Raw genomic sequence first — 26,939 nt, 5'->3', positions numbered from 1 at the left:
CGCTGCAGGTATTGGCCGTAGCCGTTCTTGCTCAGCGGCTGTGCCAGTTTCTCGAGTTGCGCCGCATCAATCCAGCCCCTGCGCCACGCGATTTCTTCGGGGCAGGCGATTTTCAGGCCCTGGCGACGCTCCAGCGTGGCGATGAACTGGCCGGCATCCAGCAGGCTGTCGTGCGTGCCAGTGTCCAGCCAGGCGTAACCACGGCCCATGATCTCGACGCTCAGGTTGCCCTGTTGCAGGTACAGGCGGTTGAGGTCGGTGATTTCCAGCTCGCCGCGCGGCGATGGTGCAAGGGCCTTGGCCAGATCGACCACCTGGCTGTCGTAAAAATACAGACCGGTGACGGCATAGTTGCTCTTGGGCGACTGGGGTTTTTCCTCCAGCGACAGCACCTTGCCCTGCGCATCGAACTCGGCTACGCCGTAGCGCTCGGGATCATGTACGTGGTAGGCAAACACACTGGCGCCCTCGCTGCGGCCCATGGCGCTGGCCAGCAGCTCATGGAAGTCGTGGCCGTAGAAGATGTTGTCGCCCAGCACCAGGGCGCTGGGGCTGCCTGCCAGAAATTCCTCGCCAATGATGAACGCCTGCGCCAGGCCATCCGGGCTGGGCTGCACGGCGTACTGCAGGCTCAGGCCCCACTGGCTGCCGTCGCCCAGCAATTGTTCAAAGCGCGGCGTGTCCTGCGGGGTGCTGATGATGAGGATGTCGCGGATACCCGCCAGCATCAGGGTGCTGAGCGGGTAGTAGATCATGGGCTTGTCATACACCGGCAGCAGTTGCTTGCTGACGGCCAGTGTGGCCGGGTGCAGGCGGGTGCCGGAGCCGCCGGCGAGGATGATGCCTTTGCGTGCAGTCATGGTGGTGTTTCAGAGGATTTCAGCCAGCATGCGTGCCACGCCCTGCTGCCAGTGCGGCAACGTGAGGCCGAAGGTGGTTTGCAGCTTGCGCGTATCAAGGCGCGAGTTGTGCGGGCGCGTGGCGGGCGTGGGGAAGGCGCTGGTGGGCACGGGCGCCACCTCGGTGGCTTTTATTTTGATAGCTGCTTGCAGTTGGCCAGCAAGGGCTAGCACATAGCTTGCGTATCCATGCCAGGTGGTCTCGCCCGCGGCTGCGCAGTGGTACAGCCCGCCGTCTTGCGGGCGTTGCTGCAGCTGGCGGATGGCGTGGGCGGTCACGTCGGCCAGCACGTCGGCGCCGGTGGGCGCGCCCCATTGGTCGTCGATGACGGTGAGGCGCTCGCGCTCGCTGCCTAAGCGCAGCATGGTCTTGGCAAAGTTGCCGCCGCGCGCGGCATAGACCCAGCTGGTGCGCAAAATCAGGTGCCGGGCGCCCGATTGCTGGATGAGTTGCTCGCCTTCCAGCTTGGTGCGGCCGTACACCGACAGCGGCGCGGGCGCGTCGGTTTCCACCCAGGGGCGGCTGCCGCTGCCGTCAAAGACGTAGTCGGTGCTGTAGTGGATGAGCCAGGCGCCCAGTCGCGCGGCTTCTTCGGCCAGCACGCCGGGGGTGGTGGCGTTGAGCAGGCGGGCCAGATCGGGCTCGCTTTCGGCCTTGTCCACGGCGGTGTGGGCGGCGGCGTTGACGATCACGTCGGGGCGCAGGGCGCGCACGGTCTCGGCGATGGTCTGGGGTTGGGTGAAGTCAGCCTCGGCATGGCCCAGCGCGGTCAAACGGCCCAGAACACCCAGGCTGCGCTGCAGCTCCCAGCCGACCTGGCCGTTTTTGCCCAGTAGCAGGATGTTCATGCGGCCTCGTACTGCTGGGTCACCCAGTCGCGGTAGGCGCCGGTCTGCACGTTGGCCACCCAGCCCGGGTTGTCCAGGTACCACTGCACGGTCTTGCGGATGCCGGTGTCGAAGGTCTCGGCCGGCTTCCAGCCCAGTTCGCGCTCGATCTTGCGCGCATCGATGGCGTAGCGGCGGTCGTGGCCGGGGCGGTCTTTGACGTGGGTGATCTGCGTGGCGTAGCTATGGCCATCGGCGCGCGGGCGCAGTTCGTCCAGCAGGCGGCAGACGGTGTGCACGATGTCGATGTTGGGCTTTTCGTTCCAGCCGCCGATGTTGTAGGTCTGGCCCAATTGCCCGGCTTCGAGCACGCGGCGGATGGCGCTGCAGTGGTCTTTGACGTACAGCCAGTCGCGCACCTGCATGCCGTCGCCATACACCGGCAAGGGCTTGCCCGCCAGCGCGTTGACGATCATCAGGGGAATGAGTTTTTCCGGAAAGTGCAGCGGCCCATAGTTGTTGCTGCAATTGGTGGTGAGCACCGGCAGGCCATAGGTGTGGTGCCAGGCACGCACCAGGTGGTCGGATGCAGCCTTGCTGGCGCTGTACGGGCTGTTGGGCTCGTAGCCGTGTTCTTCGGTGAAGGCCGGGGCATCTGCCGCCAGCGTGCCATAGACCTCGTCGGTGCTGACGTGCAAGAAGCGAAACGCTTCTTTTTTGATAGCTTGCAGCGCTTGCCAGTAGTGCCTTGCAGCCTCCAAAAGCTTGAAAGTTCCGACCACATTGGTCTGGATGAAATCGTCGGGGCCGTGGATGGAGCGATCCACATGACTTTCAGCCGCAAAGTTGACGATGGCGCGGGGCTGGTGTTTGGCCAGCAAGCGCTCGACCAGGGCAGTGTCGCCAATGTCGCCCTGCACGAAGATGTGGCGCGCATCGCCGCTCACGCTGTCCAGATTGTGCAGGTTGCCGGCGTAGGTGAGCTTGTCCAGGTTGACCACCGGCTCATCGCTGCCGGCAAGCCAGTCGAGCACAAAATTGGCGCCGATGAAGCCCGCGCCGCCAGTTACCAAAATCATGGGGGAAGTCTTTCGACAGACGTGCCAAAGTGAAAAAACCAGCGATTATCCCACCGGCCCGGCGCAGCCCGTAACCGGCTGTACGCGCTGCAAGCCGGCGCCAGAGTTGGCGCAACCCCGGGGTTGAAACGCCAGCACCCTGCGTTAGAGTGGGCCTGAACACAACACCCAACCCAGCCCCTGGCGCACGCACGCCAGGAGAGCGGCAGGAGACAGCCCATGGCCCGCAAAGCCCCCCGCCGCACTGCCGAGCGCATTCTGGAGGCCAGCCTGGCGTTGTTCAACCGCTTTGGCGAGCCCAATGTGTCCACCATGGCCATTGCGGCCGACTTGCGCATCAGCACCGGCAACCTGTACTACCACTACCCCGCCAAGGACAAGATCGTCACCGCGCTGTTTGCGCGCTGCGAAGAGGCGCTGCGCGCCCAGTTGGCCACCAGCGCCAGCGTGACGGACGCGCAGCAGGCCTGGGTCTTTGTGCGCACGCTGCTGGAACTGATCTGGGACTACCGCTTTCTCTACCGCGACCTCAACAACCTGCTGTCATGCAACCGCCAGCTGGAGGCGCGGTTTCCGGCGCTGGTGCAGGCCAAGACCGCTGCCATGCACGATCTGCTGCAGGCACTGGGGCGCCACGGCGCGCTGCAGCTGGAGCCGGCGCAGGCCGTGCAGACCACTGCCACCAGCATGGCAGTGCTGCTGACGTACTGGCTCAGCTTTGAGTACGTGCGCGACCCGCGCAGCGCGCTGGAGCCCGCCAACGCCCAGGCCGCGCCGGCACGCGGCGCGCAGCATGTGATGGGGCTGCTGATGCCCTGCCTGGCGCCGGAGCAGCGCACGCAACTGGCACAGCTGGCGCCATTGGTGCAATTGGCGCCACTGGAGCAACCGGCGGATGCGGCGCGGTACGCGTGCGCGACAGGCGCGCCGCGCATGACCAGCGATGCAGGCCCGCCCGTGCAGCCGGTGCCGGGCCGGTAATGTCAGGCTGCGTTGGCCGCCAGGCGGCGCGCGGCAATCACCAGCAGGCCGTCGAAGATCAGGTTTTCCACCAGCTCGAAGGGGCGCGTCATGCTGGGCGCCATCTTCCAGCCCGCGCCGCCGGTCATCATGCAGACCGGCTCCTGGCCGCAGTGGCGCAGCAAGTGCTGGTACATGCGCTCCACCGCGCCCGCAATCGCATAGGTGCCGCCGCTGGTCAGCGCATCGCTGGTGTTGGACGGAAACATCCGCACCTCGCCCGTGGGCACATGCAGGCCCGCAGTGCCCGACTCCAGCGCGCGCAGCATGATGCCGTGGCCCGGCAGGATCAGGCCGCCCAGAAAGCGCCCCTCGGCGTCCAGCGCCTCCACGGTGACGGCCGTGCCCACCATCACCACCAGCAGCGGCCGCGCAGGCCCTTGCGCCAGCATGCGGTGGCGTGCGCCGATCATGGCCACCCAGCGATCGGCGCCCAGGCGCATGGGTTGGTCGTAGCCGTTGGTCACGCCGGCCTCTTCCAGCGTGGGCACCACCCAGCGCGCGGGCACGTCCCACAGCTCCATCTGCTCGGCCACGCGGTGCTTGATGGGATCGCCCGCCACCACGCAGCCCAGCATGTGCCTGGGCACGGGCAGCCCCGCCCAGGCGCCCTCGGCCAGACGGTCGATGTGCTCCAGAAACTCGGCGCCGTGGGCGAGGATGGCGGCGCCGGGTTGGGCGGCCTCAAACAACGCCCACTTGAGACGCGTGTTGCCTACATCGATGGCCAGAAATGTCATGGGGGCGGATTATGGAGCCAAGGCGCACGGACGCTGGCCACCCGCAGCGCAGTTCGCAAGGCGTGGCGGCGCCATGCGCCCTTATCCGACACACGAGGGCGACATGCTGGCGCTACAGTGGGCTGTGGATATGTCGTCCACATCTGTTCAACCAAGGAGTCACCCATGGGTCTGTTCTCGTTCATCAAGGAAGCTGGAGAAAAACTGTTCGGCGGCAAGGAGGCACAGGCCTCGGCCGCTGCGGCGCCCACACAAGCCGAGCTTGACGCCCGGGCGGGCCGGGCCATAGAAACCTACATCGCTGCGCAGAACCTGGGCGTCAGCGACCTGCGGGTTGCTTTTGAAGGCCCCGAGGGCAAGGTGACGGTGACGGGCACCGCCCCCACGCAGACCGTCAAAGAGAAAGTGACCCTGTGCTGCGGCAACGTGGCCAGCGTGACCAGCGTGGACAACCAGATGGCGGTAACCCACCCCGAACCCGAGGCCCAGTACCACGACGTGGTGCGCGGCGACACGCTGAGCGCCATCGCCAAGAAGTTTTACGGCGACGCCAACAAGTACCCGGTGATCTTCGAGGCCAACAAGCCCATGCTGAGCCACCCTGACAAGATCTACCCCGGCCAGAAGCTGCGCATCCCGCCCCTGGCCTCGTAAGCTCCAGAATTAGCAGCCAAAACGGCTGCCAGCGCTTGCAAAAAAAGCGCTGGCAGCTATTTTTTTGGAAGCACGAAGCAGGACATCAACCAGGGCATCAACCCTGCCGCCACGGCAGGCCATGAAAGCGCCAGCCGCCACGGCGGTTGCGCTGGCCGTTGTCGTCGGCGTCGCCCTCGAAGCCTTCGAGGATGTTGTAGGCCGTCAGACCCAGCTCGGTGGCGCGCCGCGCCGCCGCCACCGACCGCACGCCGCTGCGGCACAGCAGCACCGCCTTGGCGCCCGGGGGCACGGCCGCGCGCATCTGCGCATCAAAGTCGGGGTTGGGCAGCATGCCGGGCCACTGCTTCCAGGCCACGGCCACGGCGCCGGGCACATAGCCGACCCAGGCGCGCTCGGCGTCGCAGCGCACGTCAATCAACACGGCCTGACCCGCCTGCACCCACTGCCAGGCTAGCTGGGGGGTGACGTCGCCCGCGTAACCGTCGGCGGGCAGGGGCTGGTCTTCGGTGCGGCCGACGGGCTGGGGGTGGTTGGGTGTGCTCATGGCGAAATTTTGACAGACGCGGCGGCTGATGATCACCCTGCCCCGCCCCGCCCATGCCGGCGCATCAATCCCAGGGCGGCGCGGGCTGGTCGCGCAGGCTGCGGCGCAGTGCGGCGTAGTCGGGCACCACGCTGGCCACCGTGTCCCAAAAGCGTGGGCTGTGGTCCATCACCCGCAGGTGCGCCAGCTCGTGCGCCACCACGTAGTCGATGATGGCCGGGCTGTAGTGCATCAGCCGCCAGTTCAGGTTGATGGAGCCGTCGGCGCGGGCGCTGCCCCAGCGGGTGGCGGCGCTGGACAGGCGCAGCCGCGTCCAGCGCACGGCCAGCAGCGGCGCGAAGTGGTCCAGCCGCTGGGTGAAGCGCCGCCGCGCCTCGCGCATCAGCCAGGCCTGCACGGCGTCGCGCACCTGGGCCGGGGCGGCGCAGGGCGGCAGGGCAATGCGCAGGGCCCGTGCGCTTGCGCCGGGCACAGGCGTTGCGTGCGGCGCGGGCTCCAGCAGCGTGCCGCCGCGCGCGGCCAGGGCGTCGAGCAGCACCGTGAGCGGCTCGCCCAGGTAGGGCAGCACGGCGCCATGACCCCAGGCGATGCGGGCGCTGTCCAGGCGCTGGCGGCGCTCTTGCTGCTCAGCCAGCTTGCGCACGATCCAGCTGGCCTTGGTGTGCAAGGCGGCATCCACCGCGGCCAGCGTGGCCCAGGCGGGCGCGCGCACCGTCAGGCCGTCAGGCCCCACGGTAAAGCCAATGGAGCGCCGGCGCGCGCGCTGCAGGCAATAGGCCACCACGGCGTCGCCCAGCAGCACCTGGCGATTGGCCTGCGGGTGGCGAAAGATGGCGGGCGTGAGCAGGTCGGCCAGCGGCAGCGGTGTCGCCGGTTGTGCGAGCGGTTGTGGATTTGCTATGAAAGGAGGAGCTTGCGGCGCTTGCCGAACCTGGGCTGGGGGCTTGTGAGGCTCCAAACCGTGCGGATCGGCAGGCGCCGCCGTGCCGCCGAACAGATCCAGCGCCAGTTGCACCAGCCGCTGCATGGTCAGCGCGGGGCGGCTGCGGGCGCCGGGGCCGGGGCGCCAGGGTAGGCTTCGGGATCCAGGCGGCGCATTTCGCCTTCGATCCAGTCCTCCACCTCGCGCATCAGTTCGTCGGGCTTGCGCCCTTCGGTGGGGATGGGCTGGCCGATGGATACATGCACCACGCCCGGGCGCTTGATGAAGGCCTTGCACGGCCAGACCTTGGCCGACGTGACGGCGATAGGCACCACGGGCACGCCCGCGTCGATCGCCAGGCGCGTGCCGCCGCTTTTGTACTCGCCTTTTTCGCCGCGGGCGGTGCGCGTGCCCTCGGGGAACATGATCACCCAGGTGCCCCGGGCCAGCAGGCGCCGGCCCTGCTGCAGCACCTTGGCGAAGGCGCGGGTGCGCTGGCCGCGGTCGATGTGGATCATGTCCAGGCTGCCGATGGACCAGCCGAAGAACGGCACGCGCAGCAGTTCTTTCTTGAACACATACGCCAGGGGGCGCGGCATGATGGCCGGCATGAGAAAGGTCTCGTAGGTGGACTGGTGCTTGACCAGCAGCACCACACCCTGCGTGTCCTGCCCCGCCCCCGTGGGCAGGTGCTCCATGCCGGTGATCTGCGTGCGTATGCCCAGCAGCCAGCGCGCCGAGTCGATGCACAGCGCCAGCCAGGCGCGCGCCACGCGGTAACGCGCTGCGGGGCTGCCGCCCAGCACGCGCACCAGCAGCACGCCAAAGGTGTAGGGAATGACGGTGACGGCCATCACCAGCAGATGAAGAATGGAGCGGATCAGTGCCATGAAGGTAGTGGGTGTTTTTGGCCTCCAGCGCTTGTTTTACCTGCGCTGACAGCTATCAATTTTGAATGTATTGCATCACAACGCCACGGGCAGGCCCGCGCCGCCCTGCGGTACGATGAAGTCGGCCAGCGCGCCCAGACTGGCGTGCGCGCGCGTGCCTGCGGGCCAGGCGGGGGGCAGGCTCTCGCGCGGGTTCAGGTGGGCCGACCGGCCGGTGCAGACCATGTGCAGCTGCGCGCCCAGATCGGCGGCGGCCTGCAGGTGGGCCAGGCTGCTGCCCACGACGAGAATATCGCGCCCCTCCACGCCGTAGCGGTCGCGGATCTGCTCCATCAGGCCCGGCGCGGGCTGGCGGCAGGTGCAGGGCTCGGTCTCGGCATGCGGGCAGTAGAACACCGCATCGATGCGCCCGCCCAGCGCGGCCAGCTGGCGGTGCATCTTGGCGTGGATGGTCACCAGGGTTTGCGCATCCAGCAACCCCCGGCCCAGGCCCGGCAGGTTGGTGGCCACCACCACATGCCAGCCCGCGTGGTTGAGCCGTGCCACCGCCTCCAGGGCGCCAGGCACGGGCACCCATGCATCGGGCGAAGTGATGAAGCCATCGCCCAGCTCGTTGAGCGTTCCGTCGCGGTCCAGGATGGCGAGCTTCATGGAGGCTCCGTGCCGGGGCGTGGGCATGGCTCAGACCGCCAGACGCGACAGGTCGGCCACGCGATTCATGGCGATGTGCAACAGCCGCAGCAGGCCCTGGCGGTTCAGGCGCAGGTCCATTTCCTCGGCATTGACCATCACGTCGTCAAAAAACGCGTCCACCGGCGCGCGCAGCACCGCCAGGGTCTGCAGGCTGGCGGTGTAGTCGCCGGCGTCGAACTGGGCGTTGGCCTCGGGCACGAAGCGTTGCAGCGCAGCGTGCAGGTCTATCTCGGCCGGCTCGCGCAGCAGGCTTTCGTTGACATGCGGATCCACGTCGCCGGCTTTTTTCAGGATGTTGGTCACGCGCTTGTTGGCCGCGGCCAGCGCGGGCGCCTCTTCCAGCGTGGCAAAGGCGCGCACGGCCTCGATCAGCTTGGGCACCCGGGCCAGGCGCTGCGGGCGCAGGGCGATCACGGCATCCACCTCTTGCGCGCTGTAGCCCTGCTCGCGCAGGGTGCCGGCCAGGCGGTCGTAGATGAAGTCGGCCAGCTGGGCGCTGGCGTCTTCGATCTTGTCGCCAAAGGCCGGCACGGCGCAGGCCAGCAGCGCGTCGAGTTGCAGCGGCATCTCTTTTTCGATCAGCATGCGGATCACGCCCAGCGCATGGCGGCGCAGCGCAAACGGGTCGCGGTCGCCCGTGGGCAGGTTGCCGATGCCGAACATGCCCACCAGGGTTTCGAGCTTGTCGGCCAGCGCCACCACCAGGCCCACGTTGTGGCGCGGCAGGTCGTCGCCAGCAAAGCGGGGCTTGTAGTGGTCTTCGATGGCGAAGGCCACGTCGTCGCTCAATCCGTCGTTGACGGCGTAGTACGCGCCCATGGTGCCTTGCAGTTCGGGGAACTCGCCCACCATGTCGGTGACCAGGTCGGTCTTGGCCAGCAGCGCGGCGTTGTCGATGCAGGTCATCAGATAGTCCTGCACCACCTCGGCGTCTTGCGTGCCCTGGATGCCGTGGTGATCGGTCAGCGCATCAAACAGCTGGTGGCCAATGGCCTGGGCAATGGCGCGCACACGCTGCACGCGCTCACCCTGGGTGCCGAGCTGGTTGTGATAAACCACCTTGTCCAGCAGCGGCACGCGGCTGACCAGGGTTTTTTTGCGGTCCTGGTCAAAGAAGAACTTGGCGTCGGCCAGGCGCGGGCGCACCACGCGCTCGTTGCCCTGGATGACGGCGCTGGCGTCTTGCGGGCTGATGTTGCTCACCACCAGGAACTGGTGCGTGAGCTTGCCCTCGGCGTTCAGCAGCGGAAAGTACTTCTGGTTGGCCTTCATCGTCAGGATCAGGCATTCCTGGGGCACATCCAGAAACTCCTTTTCAAACTGGCAGACCAGCACGTTGGGGCGCTCGACCAGGGCGGTCACCTCGTCCAGCAAGGCGTCGTCCTCGATCGGGCGCACCCCGCCGCCAACCCGGGCAGCCGCTTCTTGCAGCTGGCGCGCAATGTCGGCGCGGCGCTCGGCAAAACTGGCGATCACCGCGCCCTGCTCGCGCAGCTGCTCGGCATAGCTGTCGGCACTGTGGATCACCACCGGGTCCACGGTGGCCTCAAAGCGGTGGCCGTGCGTGGCGTTGCCGGCCGTCAGGCCCAGGGCCTGCACGCCCGACACCACCTGCGCGCCATGCAGCGCCACCAGGCCATGCGCCGGACGCACGAAGTGCACGCTGGACCAGCCGTCCTGCAGCTGGTAGCGCATCACCTTGGGGATGGGCAGCTTGGCAATGGCTTCGTGCAATGCCTTTTGCAGGCCGTCGGCCAGCACTGCGCCCTTGGCGGTGGTCTCGAAGAACAGCACCTCGGCCTTGCCATCGTGCACGCGCTTGAGCTGCGCCACGGCCGACGCGTCAACGCCCAGCGCCGTCAATTTCTTGAGCAGCGCCGGCGTGGGCTGGCCGCTGGCGTCCAGGCCCACGGCCACGGGCATGAGCTTGTGCGACACGGCCTTGTCGGGTGCGGCGGGCAGAACGTCCGTGATATGGGCGGCCAGACGGCGCGGCGAAGCGTAGGCCGTGAGCTGCGACTGCGCCGAGGTCAGGCCCTGCGCCTGCAACTGCTCCAGCAGCACGGTGGCAAAGGCGTCGCCCAGCTTTTGCAAGGCCTTCGGGGGCAGTTCTTCAACAAACAGTTCGACAAGAAGATTCGGGTGGTTCATGGTGTGTTTCTCGCTGCGCGGCGTTTGCACCTTCTCAGGCTGCCTTCTTGTTCTGTTGTTCGGCGGCCTTGGCCAGCTCGGCCAGCACCTCGTCGGCATGCGACTTGGGCGCCATGGGAAAGCCCAGGCGCGCCCGGCTGTCCAGGTAAGCCTTGGCCACCGCGCGCGCCAGATTGCGGATGCGGCCGATGTAGGCGGCGCGCTCGGTCACGCTGATCGCGCCGCGCGCATCCAGCAAATTGAAGGTGTGCGCGGCCTTGAGCACCTGCTCGTACGCCGGCAGGGCCAGTTGCTCGGCCATCAGGTGCTGCGCCTGCTTTTCATGGGCGCCGAAAGCGGTGAACAGAAAATCGGCGTCGGAATGCTCGAAGTTGTAGGCCGACTGCTCCTGCTCGTTTTGCAGGTACACGTCGCCGTAGCTCAGGCCGTCGGTCCAGGTCAGGTTATAGACGTTGTCCACGCCCTGCAGGTACATGGCCAGACGCTCCAGGCCGTAAGTGATCTCGCCCGTGGCGGGCTTGCAGTCAATGCCGCCCACTTGCTGGAAGTAGGTGAACTGCGTGACTTCCATGCCGTTAAGCCACACCTCCCAGCCCAGGCCCCAGGCGCCCAGCGTGGGGTTTTCCCAGTCGTCTTCGACAAAGCGGATGTCGTTTTTCTTCAGATCGAAGCCCAGCGCCTGCAGGCTGCCCAGGTACAGCTCCAGGATGTTGTCGGGCGCGGGCTTGAGCACCACCTGGTACTGGTAGTAGTGCTGCAGGCGGTTGGGGTTCTCGCCATAGCGGCCGTCCTTGGGGCGGCGGCTGGGCTGCACGTAGGCGGCCTTCCAGGGCTCGGGGCCAATCGCTCTCAAAAACGTAGCTGTATGCGACGTGCCGGCGCCCACTTCCATGTCATAAGGCTGCAAAAGCGCGCAGCCCTGTTCGGCCCAGTAGGACTGCAGTTTGAGGATGATTTGTTGGAATGTCAGCATGGCTGTGTGTTGGAGAGAGCGGGCGCGCCAGCGCGCGAACCGGCAATTCTAGGCGCCCAAGCAAAACGGGGGCCGCAGCCCCCGCACTGACGATTGCGCGAATGGGCGCGCGAATCAGGCGCCCTGCCAGCGGCGCAGCACCAGCGATGCGTTGGTGCCGCCAAAGCCGAAGCTGTTGGACAGCACGGTGGTCAGCTGCGCATCGCGCGTGGCGGTGACCAGCGGCATGCTGCCCAGCAGCGGGTCGGGCGTTTCCACATTGATGGAACCGGCGATGAAGCCCTTGTTGAGCATGATCAGGCAGTAGATGGCCTCTTGCACGCCGGTGGCGCCCAGCGAATGGCCGGTCAGCGACTTGGTGCTGGAGAACGGCGGCACCGCATCGCCAAACAGCGCCTGCATGGCGCGCACTTCCTGCATGTCGCCCACGGGCGTGGAGGTGCCGTGGGTGTTGATGTAATCAATCGGCGCATCCAGCCCCTCCATGGCCTGGCGCATGCAGGCGATGGCGCCGTCGCCCGAGGGGGCCACCATGTCCTCGCCATCGCTGGTGGCGCCAAAGCCCACCACTTCACCCAGGATGGTGGCACCGCGCGCCAGCGCGTGTTCCAGGCTTTCCAGCACCACAGCGCCACCGCCGCCCGCAATCACGAAGCCGTCGCGGTTGGCGTCGTAGGCGCGCGAGGCTTTCCCGGGCGTGTCGTTGTACTTGCTGGACATGGCGCCCATGCCGTCGAACAGCAGCGACATGCCCCATGAAAGTTCTTCGCCGCCGCCGGCAAACATCACGTCCTGCATGCCCCAGGCGATCTGCTGCGCGGCCGCGCCAATGCAGTGGGCCGAGGTGGAGCAGGCCGAGGTGATCGAGTAGTTGATGCCCTTGACCTTGAAGTTGGTGGCCAGGCAGGCCGATACCGTGCTGCTCATGCAGCGCGTGACCTGGTAAGGCCCGACGCGGCGAATGCCTTTTTCGCGCAGCGTGTCGGCAGCCTCGATCTGGTTGGCCGGCGAGCCGCCGCCCGAACCCATGATCAGGCCGGTGCGCGGGTGGCTGACTTGCTGCGGCGTCAGGCCCGCCTGGGCAATGGCGTCTTCCAGCGCGATTTGCGCGTAGGCCGCCGCATCGCCCATGAAGCGCAGCTGCTTGCGGTCGATGCGCGCCTCGATGTCAATATCGGGCGCGCCGCCCACCTGGCTGCGCAGGCCCAGCTCGGTGAACCTGGGCACCGCCTTGATGCCGCTGGTGCCCGTTCGCAGCGCCGCCTCTACGCTGGCCAGGTCATTGCCAATGCACGAGACGATGCCCGCGCCCGTGATCACCACCCGCTTCTTGGTCATGCTGCGCTTCCCGGTGCGTCGCCTTCGCGCAGGAACAGCCCCACGCGCAGGTCGTTGGCTACATAAATCTCTTTGCCGTCGGCCAGCAGGCGGGCGTCGCCGATGGCCATGTTGAGCTTGCGCTTGATCACGCGCTTGATGTCGATCTCGTATTTCACGAGCTTGACGTCTGGCCCCACCTCGCCGGTGAACTTGATCTCGCCCCCGCCCAGCGCGCGTCCGCGCCCCGGCAGGCGCAGCCAGGTGAGGTAAAAGCCTATGAGCTGCCACATGGCGTCCAGCCCCAGGCAGCCGGGCATGACCGGGTCACCCTGGAAGTGGCAGGCAAAAAACCACAGGTCGGGCCTGATGTCCAGCTCGGCCTCTATCCGTCCCAGCCCATGCGCGCCGCCGTCGCTGTCGATATGGGTGATGCGGTCAAACATCAGCATGGGGGGCAGGGGCAGGCGCCCGCTGTCCGGACCGAACAACCGGCCCTCGCCCGAGGCGATCAGTTGTTCGTACGAGAAGGATTCAGCCATTGTCAGTCGTGCTCCAGACGGCGCATGCCGTCGCGGTGGTTGGGGGTGGATGGTGCAGGTGCGGCGCGCGGTCCGCGCCCTGAAAGGGTGTCTATTATCCAGACTTGAGGCCCGCCCGCCACACTTCAGGCCAAGGGATAACCTGCGGCGCACCCCCGTGGCATGACCGGGATCAACACCCGCGCAGCGCTGCACCCCGGGCCGCGGCCCGCCGCTGCGCCCGCCAGGCTACCGCCGCCACGCCCAGCCCCAGCGCCCACAGCGGCCACAAACCCCAGCGCGCCACCCACCAGGCGTAGGGAGTGACGGCGCCGCTGCGGCCCTGCACCTGGGCCAGCAGCACGCCGCGCTCAAAAGCCGGCATGCGGTGCGTGACCTGCCCGCGGTGATCGATGACGGCCGTGGCGCCGGTGTTGGTGGCGCGCACCATGGGGCGCTCGAACTCCAGCGCCCGCATCTGGCTGATGGCCAGATGCTGGTCGATGGCCACGGTGTTGCCAAACCAGCCAATGTTGCTCAGGTTCACCATGATGGTGGGGCCGCTGGCGGGGTGCAGAAAGCGTGCGCCCAGCTCCTCGCCAAACAAGTCCTCGTAGCAGATGTTGGGCGCTATGCGCTGGCTGCCCCAGGCCAGCGAGGGCTGGCCGATGGCGCCGCGGTTGAAGTCGCCCAGCGGGATGTTCATCATCTCGGTAAACCACCGGAAGAATGGCGGAATGAACTCGCCAAACGGCACCAGGTGGTGCTTGTCGTACTGGTAGGGCGTGCTTTGGCCGGGCGCAAAGCCCAGTACCGCGTTGGTGTAGCCGTCTTCCAGGCTGCCCAGCGGTATGCCCAGCAGCAGCGCCTGGTGGCCCGTGGCGTAGCGTTTGGCGATGCCCTCCAGGTAACCCGGCATGAGTTGGCTGGGCAGCAGCGGGATGGCCGTCTCGGGCGCCACCACCAGGTCGGCCTGCGCCGCATGCAGCTGATCGAAATACCAGCGCAGGGCCAGCGGCACGCCGCTGCCGGGCTGGAACTTTTCGTCTTGCGGGATATTGCCCTGCAGCAGGGCCAGCGATAGCGGCGCACCGTCTGTCGCGGCGTCGGTCGCCGGCCCATCCGTGCCGCAGCCCTCCAGGGCGCAGTGGCGCTGCCAGGCCGCACCCACGCCCACCGCCGCCAGCGCCAGCGCCAGCGCCCAGGCGCGCGCACTGCGCAGGTCGGCCCGGCGCGCCTGCGCCAGCAGCAGCGCCAGCACTGCCGCCGCGGCGCCTATGCCATACACGCCCAGGCTGCGGGCCAGCGCGGCCAGGGGCCCCTGCACATGCGCATAGCCGCCCGCGCCCCAGGGAAAACCGGTCCACCACTGGCCGCGTGCCAGTTCTGCCAGCAACCACATCGATGCAAAAACAATAGCTGCCAGCGCACGATTTGCGGGGGCCACAGCCCGAAAACATGCTGAAGCCACTGCATAGTACGCCCCCAGGAAGGCCGCCAATGCCAGCACCGCCAGCACCGCCAGCGGCGCGGCCAGCCCGCCATAGACGTGCATTGAAATGAACAGCCACCAGAAGGTGCCGGCCAGCCAGGCCAGCGCAAACAGCCAGCCCAGCAGCCCTGCGCGGCGCGTGCTGCCTGCCTCCAGCAACACCCGGCCCAGTAGCGCCAGCGACAGAATCTGCAGCCACCACAGCGGCTGGCCACCCAGGCTGCCCGGCCCCGGCCAGGCCAGCGACGCGGCCTGCGCCAGGCCGGCCAGAGCAGCCAGCGCCCACGGCAGCAGGCCGTGGCGCAGCGCCCTGTCGGCGCTCTGCGGAGGATGGGCCGCCATCAGACCGACGGTTCGGCCGGGCCTTCACCCACCGGCGCCACCTTGAACCAGCGCACCGACCCGCCCTTGGTGTGCATCACCACAAAGCGCAGGCCGCCCAGCACCACGCCTTCGCCCTTGCGCGGCATGCGGCCCAGCTCGTGCGCGATCAGGCCGCCGATGGTGTCGAAGCTCTCGTCCGGGTCGCTGCCCTGCAGCACCACGTCAAACGCCTCGGCCACGCGCTCGACGGGCGTGTCGCCGCTGACGCGGTAGGTGCGATCGGCCAGGCCGAAGATGTCGCCTTCGTCCTCCGGGATGTCGAACTCGTCCTCGATCTCGCCGACGATCTGTTCGATCACGTCCTCGAAAGTCACCAGGCCGGCAATGTGGCCGAACTCGTCGATGACGATGGCCATGTGGTTGCGCGTGCTGCGAAACTCGCGCCCCAGGTCGTGCAGGCCCTTGCTCTCGGGCACGAACAGCGCCGGGCGCACCAGCGCACGCACGCTCAGCTCCGGCGAGCGCCACAGCTTGAGCAAGTCCTTGGCCAGCAAGATACCGACGACGTTCTCGCGCTCGCCCTGATAGACCGGAAACCGCGAGTGCCCGGTGTGCATCACCTGGCGCATCAGCTCTTCAATCGGCGCGTCGATGTCCACCATGTCCATGCGCGGCGCGGGCACCAGCACGTCGCTGGCAGTCATCTCGGCCATGCGCAGCACGCGCTCGAGCATCACCCGCGCATCGGCGTTGATGACCTCGTTGTCTTCGGCCTCGGCCAGGGTGGCGATGAGCTCGTCGGTCGAATCCGGCCCGGGATTGATGAACTCGACGAGGCGCTGCAAAAACGTGCGCTTGTCCTCCTTGTCGGAGGCGCGCGCAGGATGGGGATCGGACACGGGTTGCAGGTGCAGGACGTGCGGTAGTGAAACAGGCTGCCAAGGATAGCGGATCAACTTGGCACAGCCGCGGCGGCGGCGACGGCGGCAATCGGCCGGCTCCCGCTTTGGCGCGGGACGCTTATTCGGCGGCCTGGTGGCGCCCGTCGCGCACGCCCTGGCGCACTTCCTGCAGGCCCTGCAAAAAGCGCCAGAACTGCTGCGCCTGCTTTTTCAGCTGGTAGTCCGCCTCGCCGAAGTGCCCGGCCACGATCTCGGACATGCGCGTGTCCAGCCCGGCGGGCGGCAGCTGCAGGTGGGCGTCGGACTCGGAACCCTCGCGGCGCACGCTGGCGCCGGCTTTGCGCGCAATGTTGAGCATGGCCGTGTTCTCGGTCAGCGCGTGGATGAACATCATGCGCACGCCGCGGTTGCGCGCCAGGGTCACTGCGCGCTCAAACAGCCGGGCGCCGTAGCCGCGCCCGCGGACACTGGCCGACACCGACACGCCGAACTCGGCACAACTTTCGTATTCACCGGACGGCGCAAAGGCCACATGGGCCACGGCGATCAGATCCAGCCGGTGGTTGAAGATGCCAATGATCTCGTCGCGCGCGAAATCAAGCTTGTCGGCATAGCGCCGCACCTGCTCATCGCTGGCGGGGTAGCCAAAGCGCAGGTAGCGGTCGCGCGCGTCCAGGCGCAAGAGATGCTGGGCGATGCGCTCGCGATGGCGCGCTCCCAGCGGGCGGATGGGCACCGCCCGGTTGGTCATGACAATCCCCCGGTGCAGACGCAGCGCGGCACGTTGCAGCGCCTGCCGTGCCACGTTCAGGGGTGCGAAAAGCCGGTGTGTGGTTGAAAGCATGATGCGGCGATTTTAGGGTTTTCCCTAGTTTTTCACCGGCTTCATGTTGCATTGCAGCAATTTTTTGAGGGTTTTTTTGATCAGGGCGAAAAATGGCCTCAGCCCTTTTAAATCAAGCGCTTGCAGCTATCTTTTTCATAGTCAAGATGTCTTTGAAATGACACAATTGCGCCGCCGCGCGGCTGCGCGCCGGGGTCGCCACGGCCACCGTGACGCGCCCGGCTCAGGGTGCCTGCAGCAAGTCCAGGCAATCGCGCAGCACACGGGGGTGGAACGCCATTTCCACATGGGCCGCGCCCTCGATGAAGCGGTTGTCTGCGCCGTCCAGCATGGCCGCAGCGGGCGGATAGACCACGTTGTCGCAGTTGGAGTACCAGCACACAAAGGCCGCGGCGCGGGCGGGCGGCTCTTGTGCGCGCAGCTGGCTCAGCCAGGGACTGTTCAGTTGCAACTGGCGGGCATTTGCGGTGTGCGCCCAGCGGGCGGGCCAGGTGCCGTGGTGCGGCGCGCCCAGGGTGACCACGCGATACACGCGCGCATCGCCATCCGGCGCGGCGCGCAGCCAGGCGCGTACCGCCAGGCCGCCCATGCTGTGCGCGACGACCAGCGGCGCGCGGCCGGTGGCTTCGGTCACGCGGCGCACGGCCGCATCAATGGCGCCGCAGTATCTGTCGATGGGGTCAAAGGCCGGCTCCAGCGTGACGGCGACAAAGGCATGGCCGCGCGCGCGCAGCAACGCCATCCACGGCGTCCAGAAACCCCGGTTGCACAAAAAGCCATGCACCAGCACCACACCACGCGGCGCGGGCGCATCCGCAGCAGCGCGCTGCGGCAGCCAGTCCGCCAAGGCCTGGTGGCGAAAGGGCTGCCACCAGCCAAAGACCAGGGCAGCCCAGCCAGACTCGGCCCACCAGGCACGCAGCAGCTGCCCGGGGCGCGGGCGGGGGGTGGGGGTGGTGCCCTGCCGGCACACCCAGGCCATCAGCACAAACTGCGGCGCCATGCACAGCCGCGACAGCAGCGGCACGACCGCCACGCCCGACAGCGCCAGCCACGGCGAACGCGCCCAGAATCCCGCCACCCAGGCCGCGATCAGCAGCCAGTGAGCGGCCACCAGCCAGCGTTGCCACAATGCGTTTGTCATGGGTGTGCGTCGTCCTTTGCCCTGCTACACGTTGTCGGTCCGGGCCGGTACTTGCCGCTGCAACTGCGCCCAGGCCACTGGCCATTTTTACACTACTTTTTTGATAGCTTATGCCGCTTGATGCACCAACCCTGGCACCGGAAATCACGGTCTTTGAACGCGGCTGGCTGTCGGCCAACAATGTGCTGTTTACGGGGCGCCAGTCCACCGCGCTGGTGGACAGCGGCTACTGCGCCCACGCAGCGCAGACGGTGGCGCTGATCGAGGCATCCCTGAAGGGCAGGCCGCTGGACTTGCTGATCAACACCCACCTGCACAGCGACCACTGCGGCGGCAACGCCGCGCTGCAGGTGCGCTGGCCGCAGCTGAACACTCGCATACCGCCCGGACAGTGGACGCAGGTGCAATCCTGGGACCCAGTGGCGCTGAGCTACACGCCCACCGGCCAGGACTGCCCGCGTTTTCGTGCCGACAACATGCTGCAGCCCGGCACCGAGGTTCTTCTGGGCGACAGCGCCTGGCAGGCGCACGCCGCGCCGGGGCATGACAACCACGCCGTGCTGCTGTTCGAGCCGCGCTCGCGGGTGCTGATCTCGGGCGATGCGCTGTGGGAAAACGGCTTCGGCGTGGTCTTCCCCGAGCTGGACGGCCAGCAGGCCTTTGCCGAGGTCGGCGCCACGCTGGACTTGATCGAGCGGCTGGGCCCGCTCACGGTGATCCCGGGCCACGGCAGCGTATTTGGCGATGTGCCCGCCGCGTTGCAACGCGCGCGGCGCAGGCTGGCTGGCTTTCAGGCAGACCCCGCCAAGCACGCGCGGCATGCGGCCAAGGTGCTGCTCAAGTACAAGCTGCTGGAATGGCAGCAGGCGCCGCTGGCGCAGGTGCACGCCTGGCTTGGCGCCACGCCCTACTTCAGCCTGCTACATGCACGGTTTTTTGCTGACCAGCCCGCTCCCCAATGGGCCAGCCAGCTGATGCAAGAGCTGGTGGACTCCGGCGCCGCCCGCAGCGACGGTAGCCTGCTGCACAACGCCTGACTACGGCGGATTGCGCCGCCGCGGGCGCGCCGCAATCCAGACGCCATGCTTCGGACGGTTGTGGATCGGCCTGCGACCTGACGCCACACCCCCTTTAGCCCATTTCTTTCATCATCAGACGGCATCTTTGCTTTTGACCAAGCAATCCTTGGTGCACCCAGCCGTTGCCAAACAGCAACAAAACAGGGCTGCAAGGCCGTCTGCACGCGCTGATTTGCGCCTTGGGCGAATGTTATTTCCACCCATTCATGCAAATGCGAGTGATTCGCAACAATAATTGCAGGCAGATTTTTCACTTTCCGTCTCCCTGCATGACCCTCTCTTCCCGACTCAAAAAACCCGCAAGCCTGCGCCTTGCCGCCGCCCTTCTACCCCTTGGCGCCATGGCCCAGACACCCACCGCGCCCGAGCCTGCCGCCACGCTGCCCACGGTGACGGTGCAAGATCAAGCCATCGACCCCAACCCCAACGCCGAAGTGGGCGCGCCCTACAAGGCCAGGACATCCGCCGACACGCGCCACACTCGCCCGCTGGCCGAAACGCCACAGACCATCCAGGTCATCACCGGCGATGCCATTCGCGACGCGGGCGCCACCGACCTCAAGCAAATCCTGCAGGCCCAGCCCGGCATCACCCTGGGCACGGGCGAAAACGGCAACGCCTTTGGCGACCGCTACATCATCCGCGGCCAGGAAGCGCGTTCGGACGTGTTCGTGGACGGCCTGCGCGACCCCGGCATGGCCACGCGCGAAAGCTTTGCCATTGAACAGGTAGAAGTCACCAAGGGCCCCAACTCCAGCTTCGCAGGGCGCGGCTCGGCGGGTGGCGCCATCAACGCGGTGACCAAGCAGCCCACACTCGATTACGACTTCACCCGCGTCTCAGCCGGCGTGGGCACAGACAGCCACCACCGCGTGACGCTGGACATGAACAAGGGCTTCACCGACAAGTTCGCGCTGCGCGCCAACGCGCTGACCGCGGGCGAGGACGTGCCGGGCCGCAGCCCCTCGCAGCGCCGCCGCGACGGCCTGGCACTGTCGGGCCTGTGGGCTCTGAGCCAGGATCTGTCCGTCACGCTGGACTATTACGGCCTGCGCGCCAAGGACAAGCTCCCCGACCTGGGCGGCTACCTGGTGGGCACAGCGCCCCACCGCCGCCCCGCCACGGGCGTGCCGGTGTATGCGCAAAGCAGCGACTTTCTGAACTCCGACGTGGACACGCTCACCGCGCGCATCGCCTACCGCTTCGCGCCCGACCTGCGACTGACCAGCCTGACGCGCTACGGCGAGTCAGACAACCGCTATGCCACCACGGGCGCGTCCAGCCGCTCGGTGTACGACGCAGCGGGCAACCTGGCCTACACCGCTGGCGCGCTGGACAACGGCCACACCGGCTGGCAGGACGTGAAGTACTTTGCGCACCAGAGCAACCTGCGCTGGGACAAGCAGATCGGCGGCCTGCAGCATGCATTCATCTTCGGCTTTGAATACACGGACCACAAAGTCCTGTCCGGCAACTACGGCGTGACCAACGCAGGCGCCTACAACTGCCGCACTAGCGCCACCGCCGCCAACAACAACGCCTGGTGCATCACCGACGCCAGCGGCAACCCCGTGGCGGGCCTGGCCGACCTGGCCGGGCGCAGCATTGATCGCCGGAGCTGGACGCGCGACTGGCGCGTCAAAACCCTGGCCCTGTCGGTCATGGACACGGTGGATCTGACCGACCAGTGGACCGTTTTCGGCGGCCTGCGGGCCGACCACTACGACCTGTCGCTGGACACCCGCAACAACCAGACCGGCGCCATCACCGGCAACTACGGCTTCAGCGACACGCTGCTCAACGGCCACCTGGGCGTGAGCTACAAGATCAACCCCCTGGGCATGGTGTATGCCAGCTACGGCACGGCGCAAGACATCAACGGCGGCGAGCCCGACACCGGCACCAGCAGCGGCTACGGTGGCCTGGTGATCCACAACGGCAGCGCCGCCGGCGCCAGGCCCGAGACTTCGCAAAACCTTGAGCTGGGCACCAAATGGAACGTGCTGGACGACAAGCTGCTGGCCACCGCCGCCCTGTTCCAGACCACCAAGGACGACGTGATGGAGGGCGCAGACTACGACTCCCTGGGCACCTTCAACACCGGCAAGAACCGCGTGCGCGGCCTTGAGCTGGGACTGACCGGCAATGTCACCAGGAACTTCCAGATGCAGGCCGGCGTGGCCATCATGAAGTCCAAGGTGCTGCGCTCGGCCACCGCGGCCAACGTGGGCAACCCGCTGTCCAATTTTGCCGACCGCTCGGCCACGCTGCAGGGCAAATACCAGCTCACGCCCAGCCTGTCACTGGGTGCGGTGGCACGCTACGAGAGCAGCCGCTGCGGCGGCCAGCCGGACACCGGCGCGAGCTACTCCAACGGCATGTGCTCGCAACCCGTGCCCGCGTTCAGCAAGTACGACCTGTTCGCGTCCTACCGCATCAACAAGCACGCCGACCTGCGCCTGAACGTGCTGAACGTGACCGACAAGGACTACTACACCGCCGTGTACCGCTCGGGCGCTTTCCTGTACAAGGGCGACGGCCGCGCGGTGCGCCTGACGCTGAACCTGGACTTGTAATCAAATCGGCCCTCTGCGCTTTCTGGACAAGCGCGGATAGCTATCAAACTTGATGAACAGCAGCATTCCCTCCGGCGTCTGGAACGCCATCGACTACGAACAGCTCGCGCCCCGGCACATGGACGCGGGCCGTCTTGCGTATGTGGCTGGCGGTTGCGGCTGGGACACCGCCGTGGCCGCCAACCGGGCCGCCTTTGCCGCCTGGGCCATCGTGCCGCGCTTGCTGCGCGACGTGCGCGGCGGCCACACGCGGCTCACGCTGGGCGGCCTCGAGCTGCCCCACCCGCTGCTGCTGGCCCCCGTGGCGCACCAGCGCCTGGCCCATCCCGACGCGGAAATCGCCACCGCCTGCGCCGCGCAGGCCACGGGCACCTGTCTGGTCGCCAGCACGCTGTCATCTTGCACGCTGGAGGCCATAGCCGCCGCCAGCGGCCCCGCGCGCTGGTTCCAGCTGTACCTGCAGCCCGAGCGCGCCCACACGCAGGGCCTGCTGCGCCGCGCCGAGGCCGCAGGCTACTGTGCCATCGTGCTCACGCTGGACGCCAGCATCCAGCTGGCCAGCCGCAGCGCGCTACGTGCAGGCTTTGCCATGCCCGCCGATTGCGCGCCCGCCAACCTGGCCACCTACCCCGCGCCCGCCGCCGCGCCGCTGGCCGAAGGCGACAGCCGCATCTTCCAGGGCGCCATGCGCCACGCCCCCACCTGGGACGACCTGCACTGGCTGCTGGGCGTGGCCCGCCTGCCCGTGTGGGTCAAGGGCGTGCTGCACCCGGATGACGCCCGCGCGCTGCAGGCGGCTGGCGTAGCCGGCCTGATCGTCTCCAACCACGGCGGGCGCAGCCTGGACGGCGCCCCCGCCGCGCTGCACGCACTGCCCGCCGTGCGCGCCGCCGTGGGCGAGGGCTACCCCGTGCTGCTGGACGGCGGCGTGCGCAGCGGCGCCGACGCCTTCAAGGCCCTGGCCCTGGGCGCCAACGCCGTGCTCATCGGCCGGCTGCAGATGTACGCCCTGGCCGTGGCCGGCGCCCTGGGTGTGGCCCACATGCTGCAACTGCTGACCGAAGAGCTGCACGCCTGCATGGCCCAGGCCGGCTGCGCGCTGCTCTGTGACATCACCCCCGACTGCCTTGCACCGCAAACGCCATGCTGATCACCATCGACCAGGTACTCACCAAAACCGAAGTGCGCGACTTCCGCGCGCAGCTCGACGCCGCCGCCTGGGACGACGGCGCCGCCACGGCCGGCGCACTGGCCCGAAGCGTCAAGCGCAACCAGCAGGTCGCCGACGGAGCCGCGCTCAGCCAGCGCCTGGGCCAGCACATCCTGCGCCGGCTGGCCGCCACGCCGCTGTTCATCAGCGCGGCGCTGCCGCGCACCATCTATCCGCCCAAGTTCAACCGCTACGCGGACGGCGGTAGCTACGGCGCGCACGTGGACAGCGCGCTCATGGTTCTGCCGGGCAGCCACCAGCAGATGCGCACCGACCTGTCGGCCACGCTGTTCCTGGCCGAGCCCGAGGAGTACGACGGCGGCGAGCTGGAGGTGGAGGGCCCGTTCGGCGTGCAGGCCGTGAAGCTGGCCGCGGGCGACATGGTGCTGTACCCGTCCACCAGCCTGCACCGCGTCACACCCGTGACGCGCGGCGCGCGCGTGGCCTCGTTCTTCTGGATCGAGAGTCTGGTGCCGCATGATGCCGATCGCACGCTGCTGTTCGACCTGGACCAATCCATCCAGCAACTCACGCCGCTGATGGCTCCAGACGACCCACGCCTGGTGCAACTGACGGGCGTGTACCACAACCTGCTGCGGCGCTGGGCACGCCCCTGATGCCCGCCAGCGGGCGGATGCAGCGCCAGCGGGCAACCGGCGCGCGCCCCAACGCGGCCCGGACAGGCGCCTGGGCTCAATCGCCCGCCGCTGTCAACCCGGCCGCACTTCTGGCGCAACGTCCAGCGCAATCGTCACCGGCCCGTCGTTGATCAGGTGCACCTGCATGTCGGCGGCAAAGCGGCCGGTCTGCACGATGGGGTGGGCGGCGCGTGCTTGCGCCACCAGGTAGTCGTACAGGCGCTCGCCGTCTGCTGGCGCTGCTGCCCGGGTGAAGCTGGGGCGGTTGCCGCCGCGCGTGTCGGCGGCCAGGGTGAACTGGCTGACGATGAGCAGCCCGCCGCAGCGGCCCTGGCCGTCGATGTCCTGCACGCTGCGGTTCATCTTGCCGGCCTCGTCGCTGAAGATGCGCAGCTTGAGCAGTTTGGCCAGCAGCTTGTCGGCCTGCGCCGGGCCGTCGCCCTGCTCGGCGCAGACCAGTGCCAGCAGCCCCGGGCCGATGCGGCCCACCACGGCGCCGTCCACCTCCACGCGCGCCTCGCGCACGCGCTGCAGCAGGCCGATCATGGCGTGCCCTGCGGGCCGGGCGGTGCGCCGGGCGCCGCCGGCTCCTGCAGCGCCTGCAGTGCTTCCTGGGCTTCCTGAGCCTCTTGGGCCTCCACGGTTTCAAACACGGTGGACTGCCCCTCGGGCAGCAACTCGATGGTGGCGCGCAGGCCGGGCACGGCCTGCATCAGCGCCTGCTCGACGGCGGTGCGTTGCTGCGCGGCGTGGCCCAGCGTCCAGTGGGCGGGCACGTGCATGTGCAGGTCCAGATAGTTGCGCGCGCCGGCGCGGCGCGAGGTCAGGCTGTCGAACTCCACCGCGCCCTGGCTGGCCGCGCTGTGCTCGCGCAGCACGGTGTAGGCGCGCGCCAGCAGATCGGGTTCCATGGCTTCGTCCATCAGGCCCTGTGACGCGCGCCAGATCAGCGCGCCGCCTTCGCGCAGGATGTTCAGCGCCACGCCCATGGCCACCAGCGGGTCCAGCCACAGCCAGCCCGTCGCGCCAGCGGCCAGCAGGCCGCCCACCACGCCCACGGATGTCCACACATCGGTCATCAGGTGCCGCGCATCGCCCTCCAGCGCCAGGGACCGGTGCACCTGCGCGGCGCGCAGCATGACCCAGGCCAGCAAGCCGTTGCAGGCGGTGCTCAGCAGCGACAGGCCCATGCCCCAGCCCAGCTGCTCCAGCGGCTGCGGGTGCATCAGGCGCAGCACCGCCGCCCAAAGAATCGCAAAGCTGGCGCCCACGATGAGGATGCCCTCGAAGCCCGACGAGAAATACTCGGCCTTGTGGTGACCGTAGGGGTGATCCTCGTCAGCCGGGCGGCGGGCAATGGTCACCATGGCCAGCGCGAACATGGCGCCCGCCAGGTTGACGAAGGACTCCAGCGCATCCGACAGCAACCCCACCGAGCCGCTGACCCACCAGGCCAGGGTCTTGAGCACGATGGTCAGCAGCGCCACGCCCACCGAGGCGCGCAGCAGGTTGTGGGGCGTCATCCAGGCGTGGACAGAAGGGGGACTGGGTGCGGCAGACATCGCCCCATTATCGGGCCGATGTGCGGCACTGCTGTTGCGCCGGCGGCGTGCGCAGATGCAAGCCCCCGCGGGCTCCGACCAGGGTCTGGGCCTTGCGCGCAGCCGCAAACCTGACGCAAGGATGACGCGGCGCACAGTTGACAATATCTCCCATGGCCTCCATTCACACCCCCATCACCGCAGCCAGCTTCCACACGACCGAAGCCGCCGCCCTGGCGCAGGTGCAGCGCATCTACCAGCAGCAGATAGACCATCTGCGCGATGCCATGCAGCGCTTTGTGGCGGGCGAGACCCCCGCCGCACCCGTGCGCGCCTGCTACCCCTTCGTGCGCGTGCAGACCAGCACCGTGGCACGCGCCGCCACCACGCTGGCCTATGGCTTCGTCGAAGGCCCGGGGCGCTACGAGACCACGCTCACGCGGCCCGACCTGTTTGCCGACTATTACCTGGAGCAGCTGCGCCTGCTGCGCGCCAGCCACGGCGTCGAGCTGGAAGTGGGCCTGAGCAGCCAGCCCATCCCCATCCACTTCTCGTTTGCCGAGCACGACCACATCGAAGGCACCCTCAGCCCCGAGCGGCGCATGCTGATGCGCGACCTGTTCGACCTGCCCGACCTGGAGGCCATGGACGACGGCATCGCCAACGGCACCTGGACGCCGCGCCCCGGCGAAGCCCAGCCCCTGGCGCTGTTCACCGCGCCGCGCGTGGACTACTCGCTGCACCGCCTGCGCCACTACACCGGCACGCTGCCCGAGTGGTTCCAGCACTTCGTGCTGTTCACCAACTACCAGTTCTACATCGACGAATTCGTGCGCCTGGGCCATGCCGAAATGGCCCGGGCAGACAGCGAATACATCGCCTTCGTCGAGCCCGGCAACGTGATCACGCGCCGCACCGGCCTGCCCGCACAGCCCGGCGACGAACTGGGCAGCCCGCCGCCGCGCCTGCCGCAGATGCCGGCCTACCACCTGGTGCGGGCCGACGGCAGCGGCATCACCATGGTCAACATCGGCGTGGGCCCGAGCAACGCCAAGACCATCACCGACCACATCGCCGTGCTGCGCCCGCACGCCTGGATGATGCTGGGCCACTGCGCCGGCCTGCGCAACAGCCAGCAGCTGGGCGACTACGTGCTGGCCCACGCCTACGTGCGCGAAGACCATGTGCTGGACGAAGAGCTGCCGCTGTGGGTGCCCATCCCCGCGCTGGCCGAGATCCAGCTGGCGCTGCAGCAGGCCGTGGCCGACGTGACGCAGATGCCGCAGGACCAGCTCAAGCGCATCATGCGCACGGGCACCGTGGCCAGTACCGACAACCGCAACTGGGAGCTGCTGCCCGACAACATGCCCCAGCGCCGCTTTTCCCAGAGCCGCGCCGTGGCGCTGGACATGGAAAGCGCCACGATCGCCGCCAACGGCTTTCGCTTTCGCGTGCCCTACGGCACGCTGCTGTGCGTGAGCGACAAACCCCTGCACGGCGAGATCAAGCTGCCCGGCATGGCCAACCATTTCTACCGCGAACGGGTCGATCAGCACCTGCGCATCGGCATGCGCGCCATCGACATCCTGCGCGCCGGCGGCGTGCAACGCCTGCACAGCCGCAAGCTGCGCAGCTTTGCCGAGGTGGCGTTTCAGTAAGCGAGGCAACGGGCGTACCGCTCTTTCGCTCTTTAATTAATAGCTTTAAGTGCTTTCCGCATAAGGGCTGGAGGCCCAAAAAACCCCCACCCATCATCTCCGCGCAGGCGGGGATCCATGCGCAGCCACAGGTTGCAGGATCGTCACCCGGGCCTCAAATCCGGCCGTCAGCCCTCACCCCCACCCTTGTATCTTCTAAACCTCGAAGTTCAGGACATGGTTTCGGAAAGTTGTCCACAGCCTGATAGCCCTCTGGGAGCTGTGAGCATCCCGTGGGAGAGCATGCGGCGTGGACAG

Annotated in this window: 25 protein-coding genes; 7 read left to right on the top strand and 18 right to left on the bottom strand. The window is 67.8% G+C overall.

Annotated elements, in window-relative coordinates; genetic code table 11:
- The 3 genes from rfbA to rfbB all read right to left on the bottom strand — a co-directional run.
- On the bottom strand, positions 1-860 hold an 860-nt coding region (rfbA, locus tag AB7E35_RS12975; protein WP_428167686.1), incomplete at its 3' end, for a glucose-1-phosphate thymidylyltransferase RfbA.
- Positions 861-869: 9 nt separating this feature from the next.
- A complete protein-coding gene (gene rfbD, locus AB7E35_RS12970; protein WP_428167685.1) occupies positions 870-1,748 on the bottom strand; it encodes a dTDP-4-dehydrorhamnose reductase in 879 nt (292 codons plus the stop codon).
- A complete protein-coding gene (rfbB, locus tag AB7E35_RS12965) occupies positions 1,745-2,806 on the bottom strand; it encodes a dTDP-glucose 4,6-dehydratase (RefSeq protein ID WP_428167684.1) in 1,062 nt (353 codons plus the stop codon). The genes rfbD and rfbB overlap by 4 nt, the downstream gene beginning before the upstream one ends.
- A 219-nt stretch (positions 2,807-3,025) precedes the next feature.
- Here rfbB and AB7E35_RS12960 point away from each other — a divergent pair, with 219 nt between their 5' ends.
- Positions 3,026-3,787 carry a TetR/AcrR family transcriptional regulator gene (locus tag AB7E35_RS12960; protein WP_428164168.1) on the top strand — a complete coding sequence of 254 codons (762 nt, stop codon included), beginning with the start codon at positions 3,026-3,028 and terminating at the stop codon, positions 3,785-3,787.
- 2 nt (positions 3,788-3,789) lie between these two features.
- Here AB7E35_RS12960 and AB7E35_RS12955 read toward each other — a convergent pair whose 3' ends face one another.
- Positions 3,790-4,566: a type III pantothenate kinase gene (locus AB7E35_RS12955; protein WP_428164167.1), complete on the bottom strand. Its 777-nt coding sequence runs from the start codon at positions 4,564-4,566 to the stop codon at positions 3,790-3,792.
- A 165-nt stretch (positions 4,567-4,731) separates the two neighbouring features.
- On the opposite strand from AB7E35_RS12955, the gene lysM reads away from it, so the two are divergent.
- On the top strand, positions 4,732-5,220 hold the full coding sequence (gene lysM / locus AB7E35_RS12950; RefSeq protein WP_428164166.1) for a peptidoglycan-binding protein LysM: 489 nt from the start codon (positions 4,732-4,734) through the stop codon (positions 5,218-5,220).
- A 97-nt stretch (positions 5,221-5,317) separates the two neighbouring features.
- Here the strand turns inward: lysM and AB7E35_RS12945 are convergent, their stop codons facing one another.
- From AB7E35_RS12945 to AB7E35_RS12890, 12 genes are all read right to left on the bottom strand, one after another.
- The gene (locus tag AB7E35_RS12945; RefSeq protein ID WP_428164165.1) at positions 5,318-5,767 is read right to left on the bottom strand and encodes a rhodanese-like domain-containing protein; all 450 of its coding nucleotides are present in this window, start codon (positions 5,765-5,767) and stop codon (positions 5,318-5,320) included.
- A gap of 64 nt (positions 5,768-5,831) precedes the next feature.
- Positions 5,832-6,794 carry a M48 family metallopeptidase gene (locus AB7E35_RS12940; protein WP_428164164.1) on the bottom strand — a complete coding sequence of 321 codons (963 nt, stop codon included), beginning with the start codon at positions 6,792-6,794 and terminating at the stop codon, positions 5,832-5,834.
- Positions 6,795-6,796: 2 nt separating this feature from the next.
- The gene (locus AB7E35_RS12935; protein ID WP_428164163.1) at positions 6,797-7,579 is read right to left on the bottom strand and encodes a lysophospholipid acyltransferase family protein; all 783 of its coding nucleotides are present in this window, start codon (positions 7,577-7,579) and stop codon (positions 6,797-6,799) included.
- A gap of 75 nt (positions 7,580-7,654) precedes the next feature.
- On the bottom strand, positions 7,655-8,230 hold the full coding sequence (locus AB7E35_RS12930) for a D-glycero-alpha-D-manno-heptose-1,7-bisphosphate 7-phosphatase (RefSeq protein WP_428164162.1): 576 nt from the start codon (positions 8,228-8,230) through the stop codon (positions 7,655-7,657).
- A 30-nt stretch (positions 8,231-8,260) separates the two neighbouring features.
- Positions 8,261-10,423, bottom strand: a complete 2,163-nt coding sequence (gene glyS, locus AB7E35_RS12925) for a glycine--tRNA ligase subunit beta (RefSeq protein WP_428164161.1) — start codon at positions 10,421-10,423, stop codon at positions 8,261-8,263.
- 34 nt (positions 10,424-10,457) lie between these two features.
- Positions 10,458-11,396: a glycine--tRNA ligase subunit alpha gene (gene glyQ, locus AB7E35_RS12920; protein ID WP_428164160.1), complete on the bottom strand. Its 939-nt coding sequence runs from the start codon at positions 11,394-11,396 to the stop codon at positions 10,458-10,460.
- Between the two features lie 114 nt (positions 11,397-11,510).
- Positions 11,511-12,734 carry a beta-ketoacyl-ACP synthase I gene (gene fabB, locus AB7E35_RS12915; RefSeq protein ID WP_428164159.1) on the bottom strand — a complete coding sequence of 408 codons (1,224 nt, stop codon included), beginning with the start codon at positions 12,732-12,734 and terminating at the stop codon, positions 11,511-11,513.
- Entirely contained in the window at positions 12,731-13,255 is a 525-nt protein-coding gene (gene fabA / locus AB7E35_RS12910) for a 3-hydroxyacyl-[acyl-carrier-protein] dehydratase FabA (RefSeq protein WP_428164158.1), read from the bottom strand. Before fabA ends, fabB begins: the two co-directional genes overlap by 4 nt.
- A 172-nt stretch (positions 13,256-13,427) precedes the next feature.
- Positions 13,428-15,068, bottom strand: a complete 1,641-nt coding sequence (gene lnt, locus AB7E35_RS12905) for an apolipoprotein N-acyltransferase (protein ID WP_428164157.1) — start codon at positions 15,066-15,068, stop codon at positions 13,428-13,430.
- On the bottom strand, positions 15,068-15,949 hold the full coding sequence (locus tag AB7E35_RS12900) for an HlyC/CorC family transporter (RefSeq protein WP_428164156.1): 882 nt from the start codon (positions 15,947-15,949) through the stop codon (positions 15,068-15,070). The genes lnt and AB7E35_RS12900 overlap by 1 nt, the downstream gene beginning before the upstream one ends.
- Before the next feature lie 121 nt (positions 15,950-16,070).
- Complete coding sequence (locus AB7E35_RS12895; RefSeq protein WP_428164171.1) at positions 16,071-16,703, bottom strand: GNAT family N-acetyltransferase; 633 nt, start codon at positions 16,701-16,703, stop codon at positions 16,071-16,073.
- 316 nt (positions 16,704-17,019) lie between these two features.
- Complete coding sequence (locus tag AB7E35_RS12890; protein WP_428167683.1) at positions 17,020-17,940, bottom strand: esterase/lipase family protein; 921 nt, start codon at positions 17,938-17,940, stop codon at positions 17,020-17,022.
- 110 nt (positions 17,941-18,050) lie between these two features.
- Here AB7E35_RS12890 and AB7E35_RS12885 point away from each other — a divergent pair, with 110 nt between their 5' ends.
- From AB7E35_RS12885 to AB7E35_RS12870, 4 genes are all read left to right on the top strand, one after another.
- Positions 18,051-18,977, top strand: a complete 927-nt coding sequence (locus AB7E35_RS12885) for an MBL fold metallo-hydrolase (RefSeq protein WP_428167682.1) — start codon at positions 18,051-18,053, stop codon at positions 18,975-18,977.
- Positions 18,978-19,288: 311 nt separating this feature from the next.
- Positions 19,289-21,595 (top strand): TonB-dependent receptor, encoded by a 2,307-nt coding sequence (locus tag AB7E35_RS12880; RefSeq protein ID WP_428167681.1) that lies wholly within the window; start codon positions 19,289-19,291, stop codon positions 21,593-21,595.
- A 52-nt stretch (positions 21,596-21,647) separates the two neighbouring features.
- A complete protein-coding gene (locus AB7E35_RS12875) occupies positions 21,648-22,745 on the top strand; it encodes an alpha-hydroxy acid oxidase (protein WP_428164152.1) in 1,098 nt (365 codons plus the stop codon).
- Positions 22,739-23,422 carry a Fe2+-dependent dioxygenase gene (locus AB7E35_RS12870; RefSeq protein ID WP_428164151.1) on the top strand — a complete coding sequence of 228 codons (684 nt, stop codon included), beginning with the start codon at positions 22,739-22,741 and terminating at the stop codon, positions 23,420-23,422. The genes AB7E35_RS12875 and AB7E35_RS12870 overlap by 7 nt, the downstream gene beginning before the upstream one ends.
- A 93-nt stretch (positions 23,423-23,515) precedes the next feature.
- Here the strand turns inward: AB7E35_RS12870 and dtd are convergent, their stop codons facing one another.
- Positions 23,516-23,989 (bottom strand): D-aminoacyl-tRNA deacylase, encoded by a 474-nt coding sequence (gene dtd / locus AB7E35_RS12865; RefSeq protein WP_428164150.1) that lies wholly within the window; start codon positions 23,987-23,989, stop codon positions 23,516-23,518.
- Positions 23,986-25,005 carry a cation diffusion facilitator family transporter gene (locus AB7E35_RS12860; protein ID WP_428164149.1) on the bottom strand — a complete coding sequence of 340 codons (1,020 nt, stop codon included), beginning with the start codon at positions 25,003-25,005 and terminating at the stop codon, positions 23,986-23,988. The genes dtd and AB7E35_RS12860 overlap by 4 nt, the downstream gene beginning before the upstream one ends.
- Positions 25,006-25,157: 152 nt before the next feature.
- Between AB7E35_RS12860 and AB7E35_RS12855 the strand changes: the two genes are divergently transcribed.
- Positions 25,158-26,642: an AMP nucleosidase gene (locus AB7E35_RS12855; protein ID WP_428164148.1), complete on the top strand. Its 1,485-nt coding sequence runs from the start codon at positions 25,158-25,160 to the stop codon at positions 26,640-26,642.
- Positions 26,643-26,939 lie beyond the last annotated feature (297 nt).

It is taken from the genome of Diaphorobacter sp., assembly GCF_050251835.1.
In the GTDB taxonomy this organism is placed as follows: Bacteria; Pseudomonadota; Gammaproteobacteria; order Burkholderiales; family Burkholderiaceae_C; genus JBFXIE01.
The sequence above is the reverse complement of the archived record's forward strand: the minus strand, read 5'-3'. Positions and strand labels throughout refer to the sequence as shown.

What these genes read in the sequence shown, in the direction of transcription:
- AB7E35_RS12955 (WP_428164167.1), bottom strand. Translation starts at nt 4,566, where the DNA reads ATGACATTTCTGGCCATCGATGTAGGCAACACGCGTCTCAAGTGGGCG.
- AB7E35_RS12855 (WP_428164148.1), top strand. Translation starts at nt 25,158, where the DNA reads ATGGCCTCCATTCACACCCCCATCACCGCAGCCAGCTTCCACACGACC.
- AB7E35_RS12870 (WP_428164151.1), top strand. Translation starts at nt 22,739, where the DNA reads ATGCTGATCACCATCGACCAGGTACTCACCAAAACCGAAGTGCGCGAC.
- AB7E35_RS12940 (WP_428164164.1), bottom strand. Translation starts at nt 6,794, where the DNA reads ATGCAGCGGCTGGTGCAACTGGCGCTGGATCTGTTCGGCGGCACGGCG.
- AB7E35_RS12880 (WP_428167681.1), top strand. Translation starts at nt 19,289, where the DNA reads ATGACCCTCTCTTCCCGACTCAAAAAACCCGCAAGCCTGCGCCTTGCC.
- dtd (WP_428164150.1), bottom strand. Translation starts at nt 23,989, where the DNA reads ATGATCGGCCTGCTGCAGCGCGTGCGCGAGGCGCGCGTGGAGGTGGAC.
- fabB (WP_428164159.1), bottom strand. Translation starts at nt 12,734, where the DNA reads ATGACCAAGAAGCGGGTGGTGATCACGGGCGCGGGCATCGTCTCGTGC.
- rfbB (WP_428167684.1), bottom strand. Translation starts at nt 2,806, where the DNA reads ATGATTTTGGTAACTGGCGGCGCGGGCTTCATCGGCGCCAATTTTGTG.
- AB7E35_RS12935 (WP_428164163.1), bottom strand. Translation starts at nt 7,579, where the DNA reads ATGGCACTGATCCGCTCCATTCTTCATCTGCTGGTGATGGCCGTCACC.
- fabA (WP_428164158.1), bottom strand. Translation starts at nt 13,255, where the DNA reads ATGGCTGAATCCTTCTCGTACGAACAACTGATCGCCTCGGGCGAGGGC.
- AB7E35_RS12960 (WP_428164168.1), top strand. Translation starts at nt 3,026, where the DNA reads ATGGCCCGCAAAGCCCCCCGCCGCACTGCCGAGCGCATTCTGGAGGCC.
- AB7E35_RS12945 (WP_428164165.1), bottom strand. Translation starts at nt 5,767, where the DNA reads ATGAGCACACCCAACCACCCCCAGCCCGTCGGCCGCACCGAAGACCAG.
- AB7E35_RS12930 (WP_428164162.1), bottom strand. Translation starts at nt 8,230, where the DNA reads ATGAAGCTCGCCATCCTGGACCGCGACGGAACGCTCAACGAGCTGGGC.
- rfbD (WP_428167685.1), bottom strand. Translation starts at nt 1,748, where the DNA reads ATGAACATCCTGCTACTGGGCAAAAACGGCCAGGTCGGCTGGGAGCTG.
- AB7E35_RS12875 (WP_428164152.1), top strand. Translation starts at nt 21,648, where the DNA reads ATGAACAGCAGCATTCCCTCCGGCGTCTGGAACGCCATCGACTACGAA.
- AB7E35_RS12890 (WP_428167683.1), bottom strand. Translation starts at nt 17,940, where the DNA reads ATGACAAACGCATTGTGGCAACGCTGGCTGGTGGCCGCTCACTGGCTG.
- glyS (WP_428164161.1), bottom strand. Translation starts at nt 10,423, where the DNA reads ATGAACCACCCGAATCTTCTTGTCGAACTGTTTGTTGAAGAACTGCCC.
- AB7E35_RS12885 (WP_428167682.1), top strand. Translation starts at nt 18,051, where the DNA reads ATGCCGCTTGATGCACCAACCCTGGCACCGGAAATCACGGTCTTTGAA.
- AB7E35_RS12860 (WP_428164149.1), bottom strand. Translation starts at nt 25,005, where the DNA reads ATGTCTGCCGCACCCAGTCCCCCTTCTGTCCACGCCTGGATGACGCCC.
- lnt (WP_428164157.1), bottom strand. Translation starts at nt 15,068, where the DNA reads ATGGCGGCCCATCCTCCGCAGAGCGCCGACAGGGCGCTGCGCCACGGC.
- lysM (WP_428164166.1), top strand. Translation starts at nt 4,732, where the DNA reads ATGGGTCTGTTCTCGTTCATCAAGGAAGCTGGAGAAAAACTGTTCGGC.
- glyQ (WP_428164160.1), bottom strand. Translation starts at nt 11,396, where the DNA reads ATGCTGACATTCCAACAAATCATCCTCAAACTGCAGTCCTACTGGGCC.
- AB7E35_RS12895 (WP_428164171.1), bottom strand. Translation starts at nt 16,703, where the DNA reads ATGACCAACCGGGCGGTGCCCATCCGCCCGCTGGGAGCGCGCCATCGC.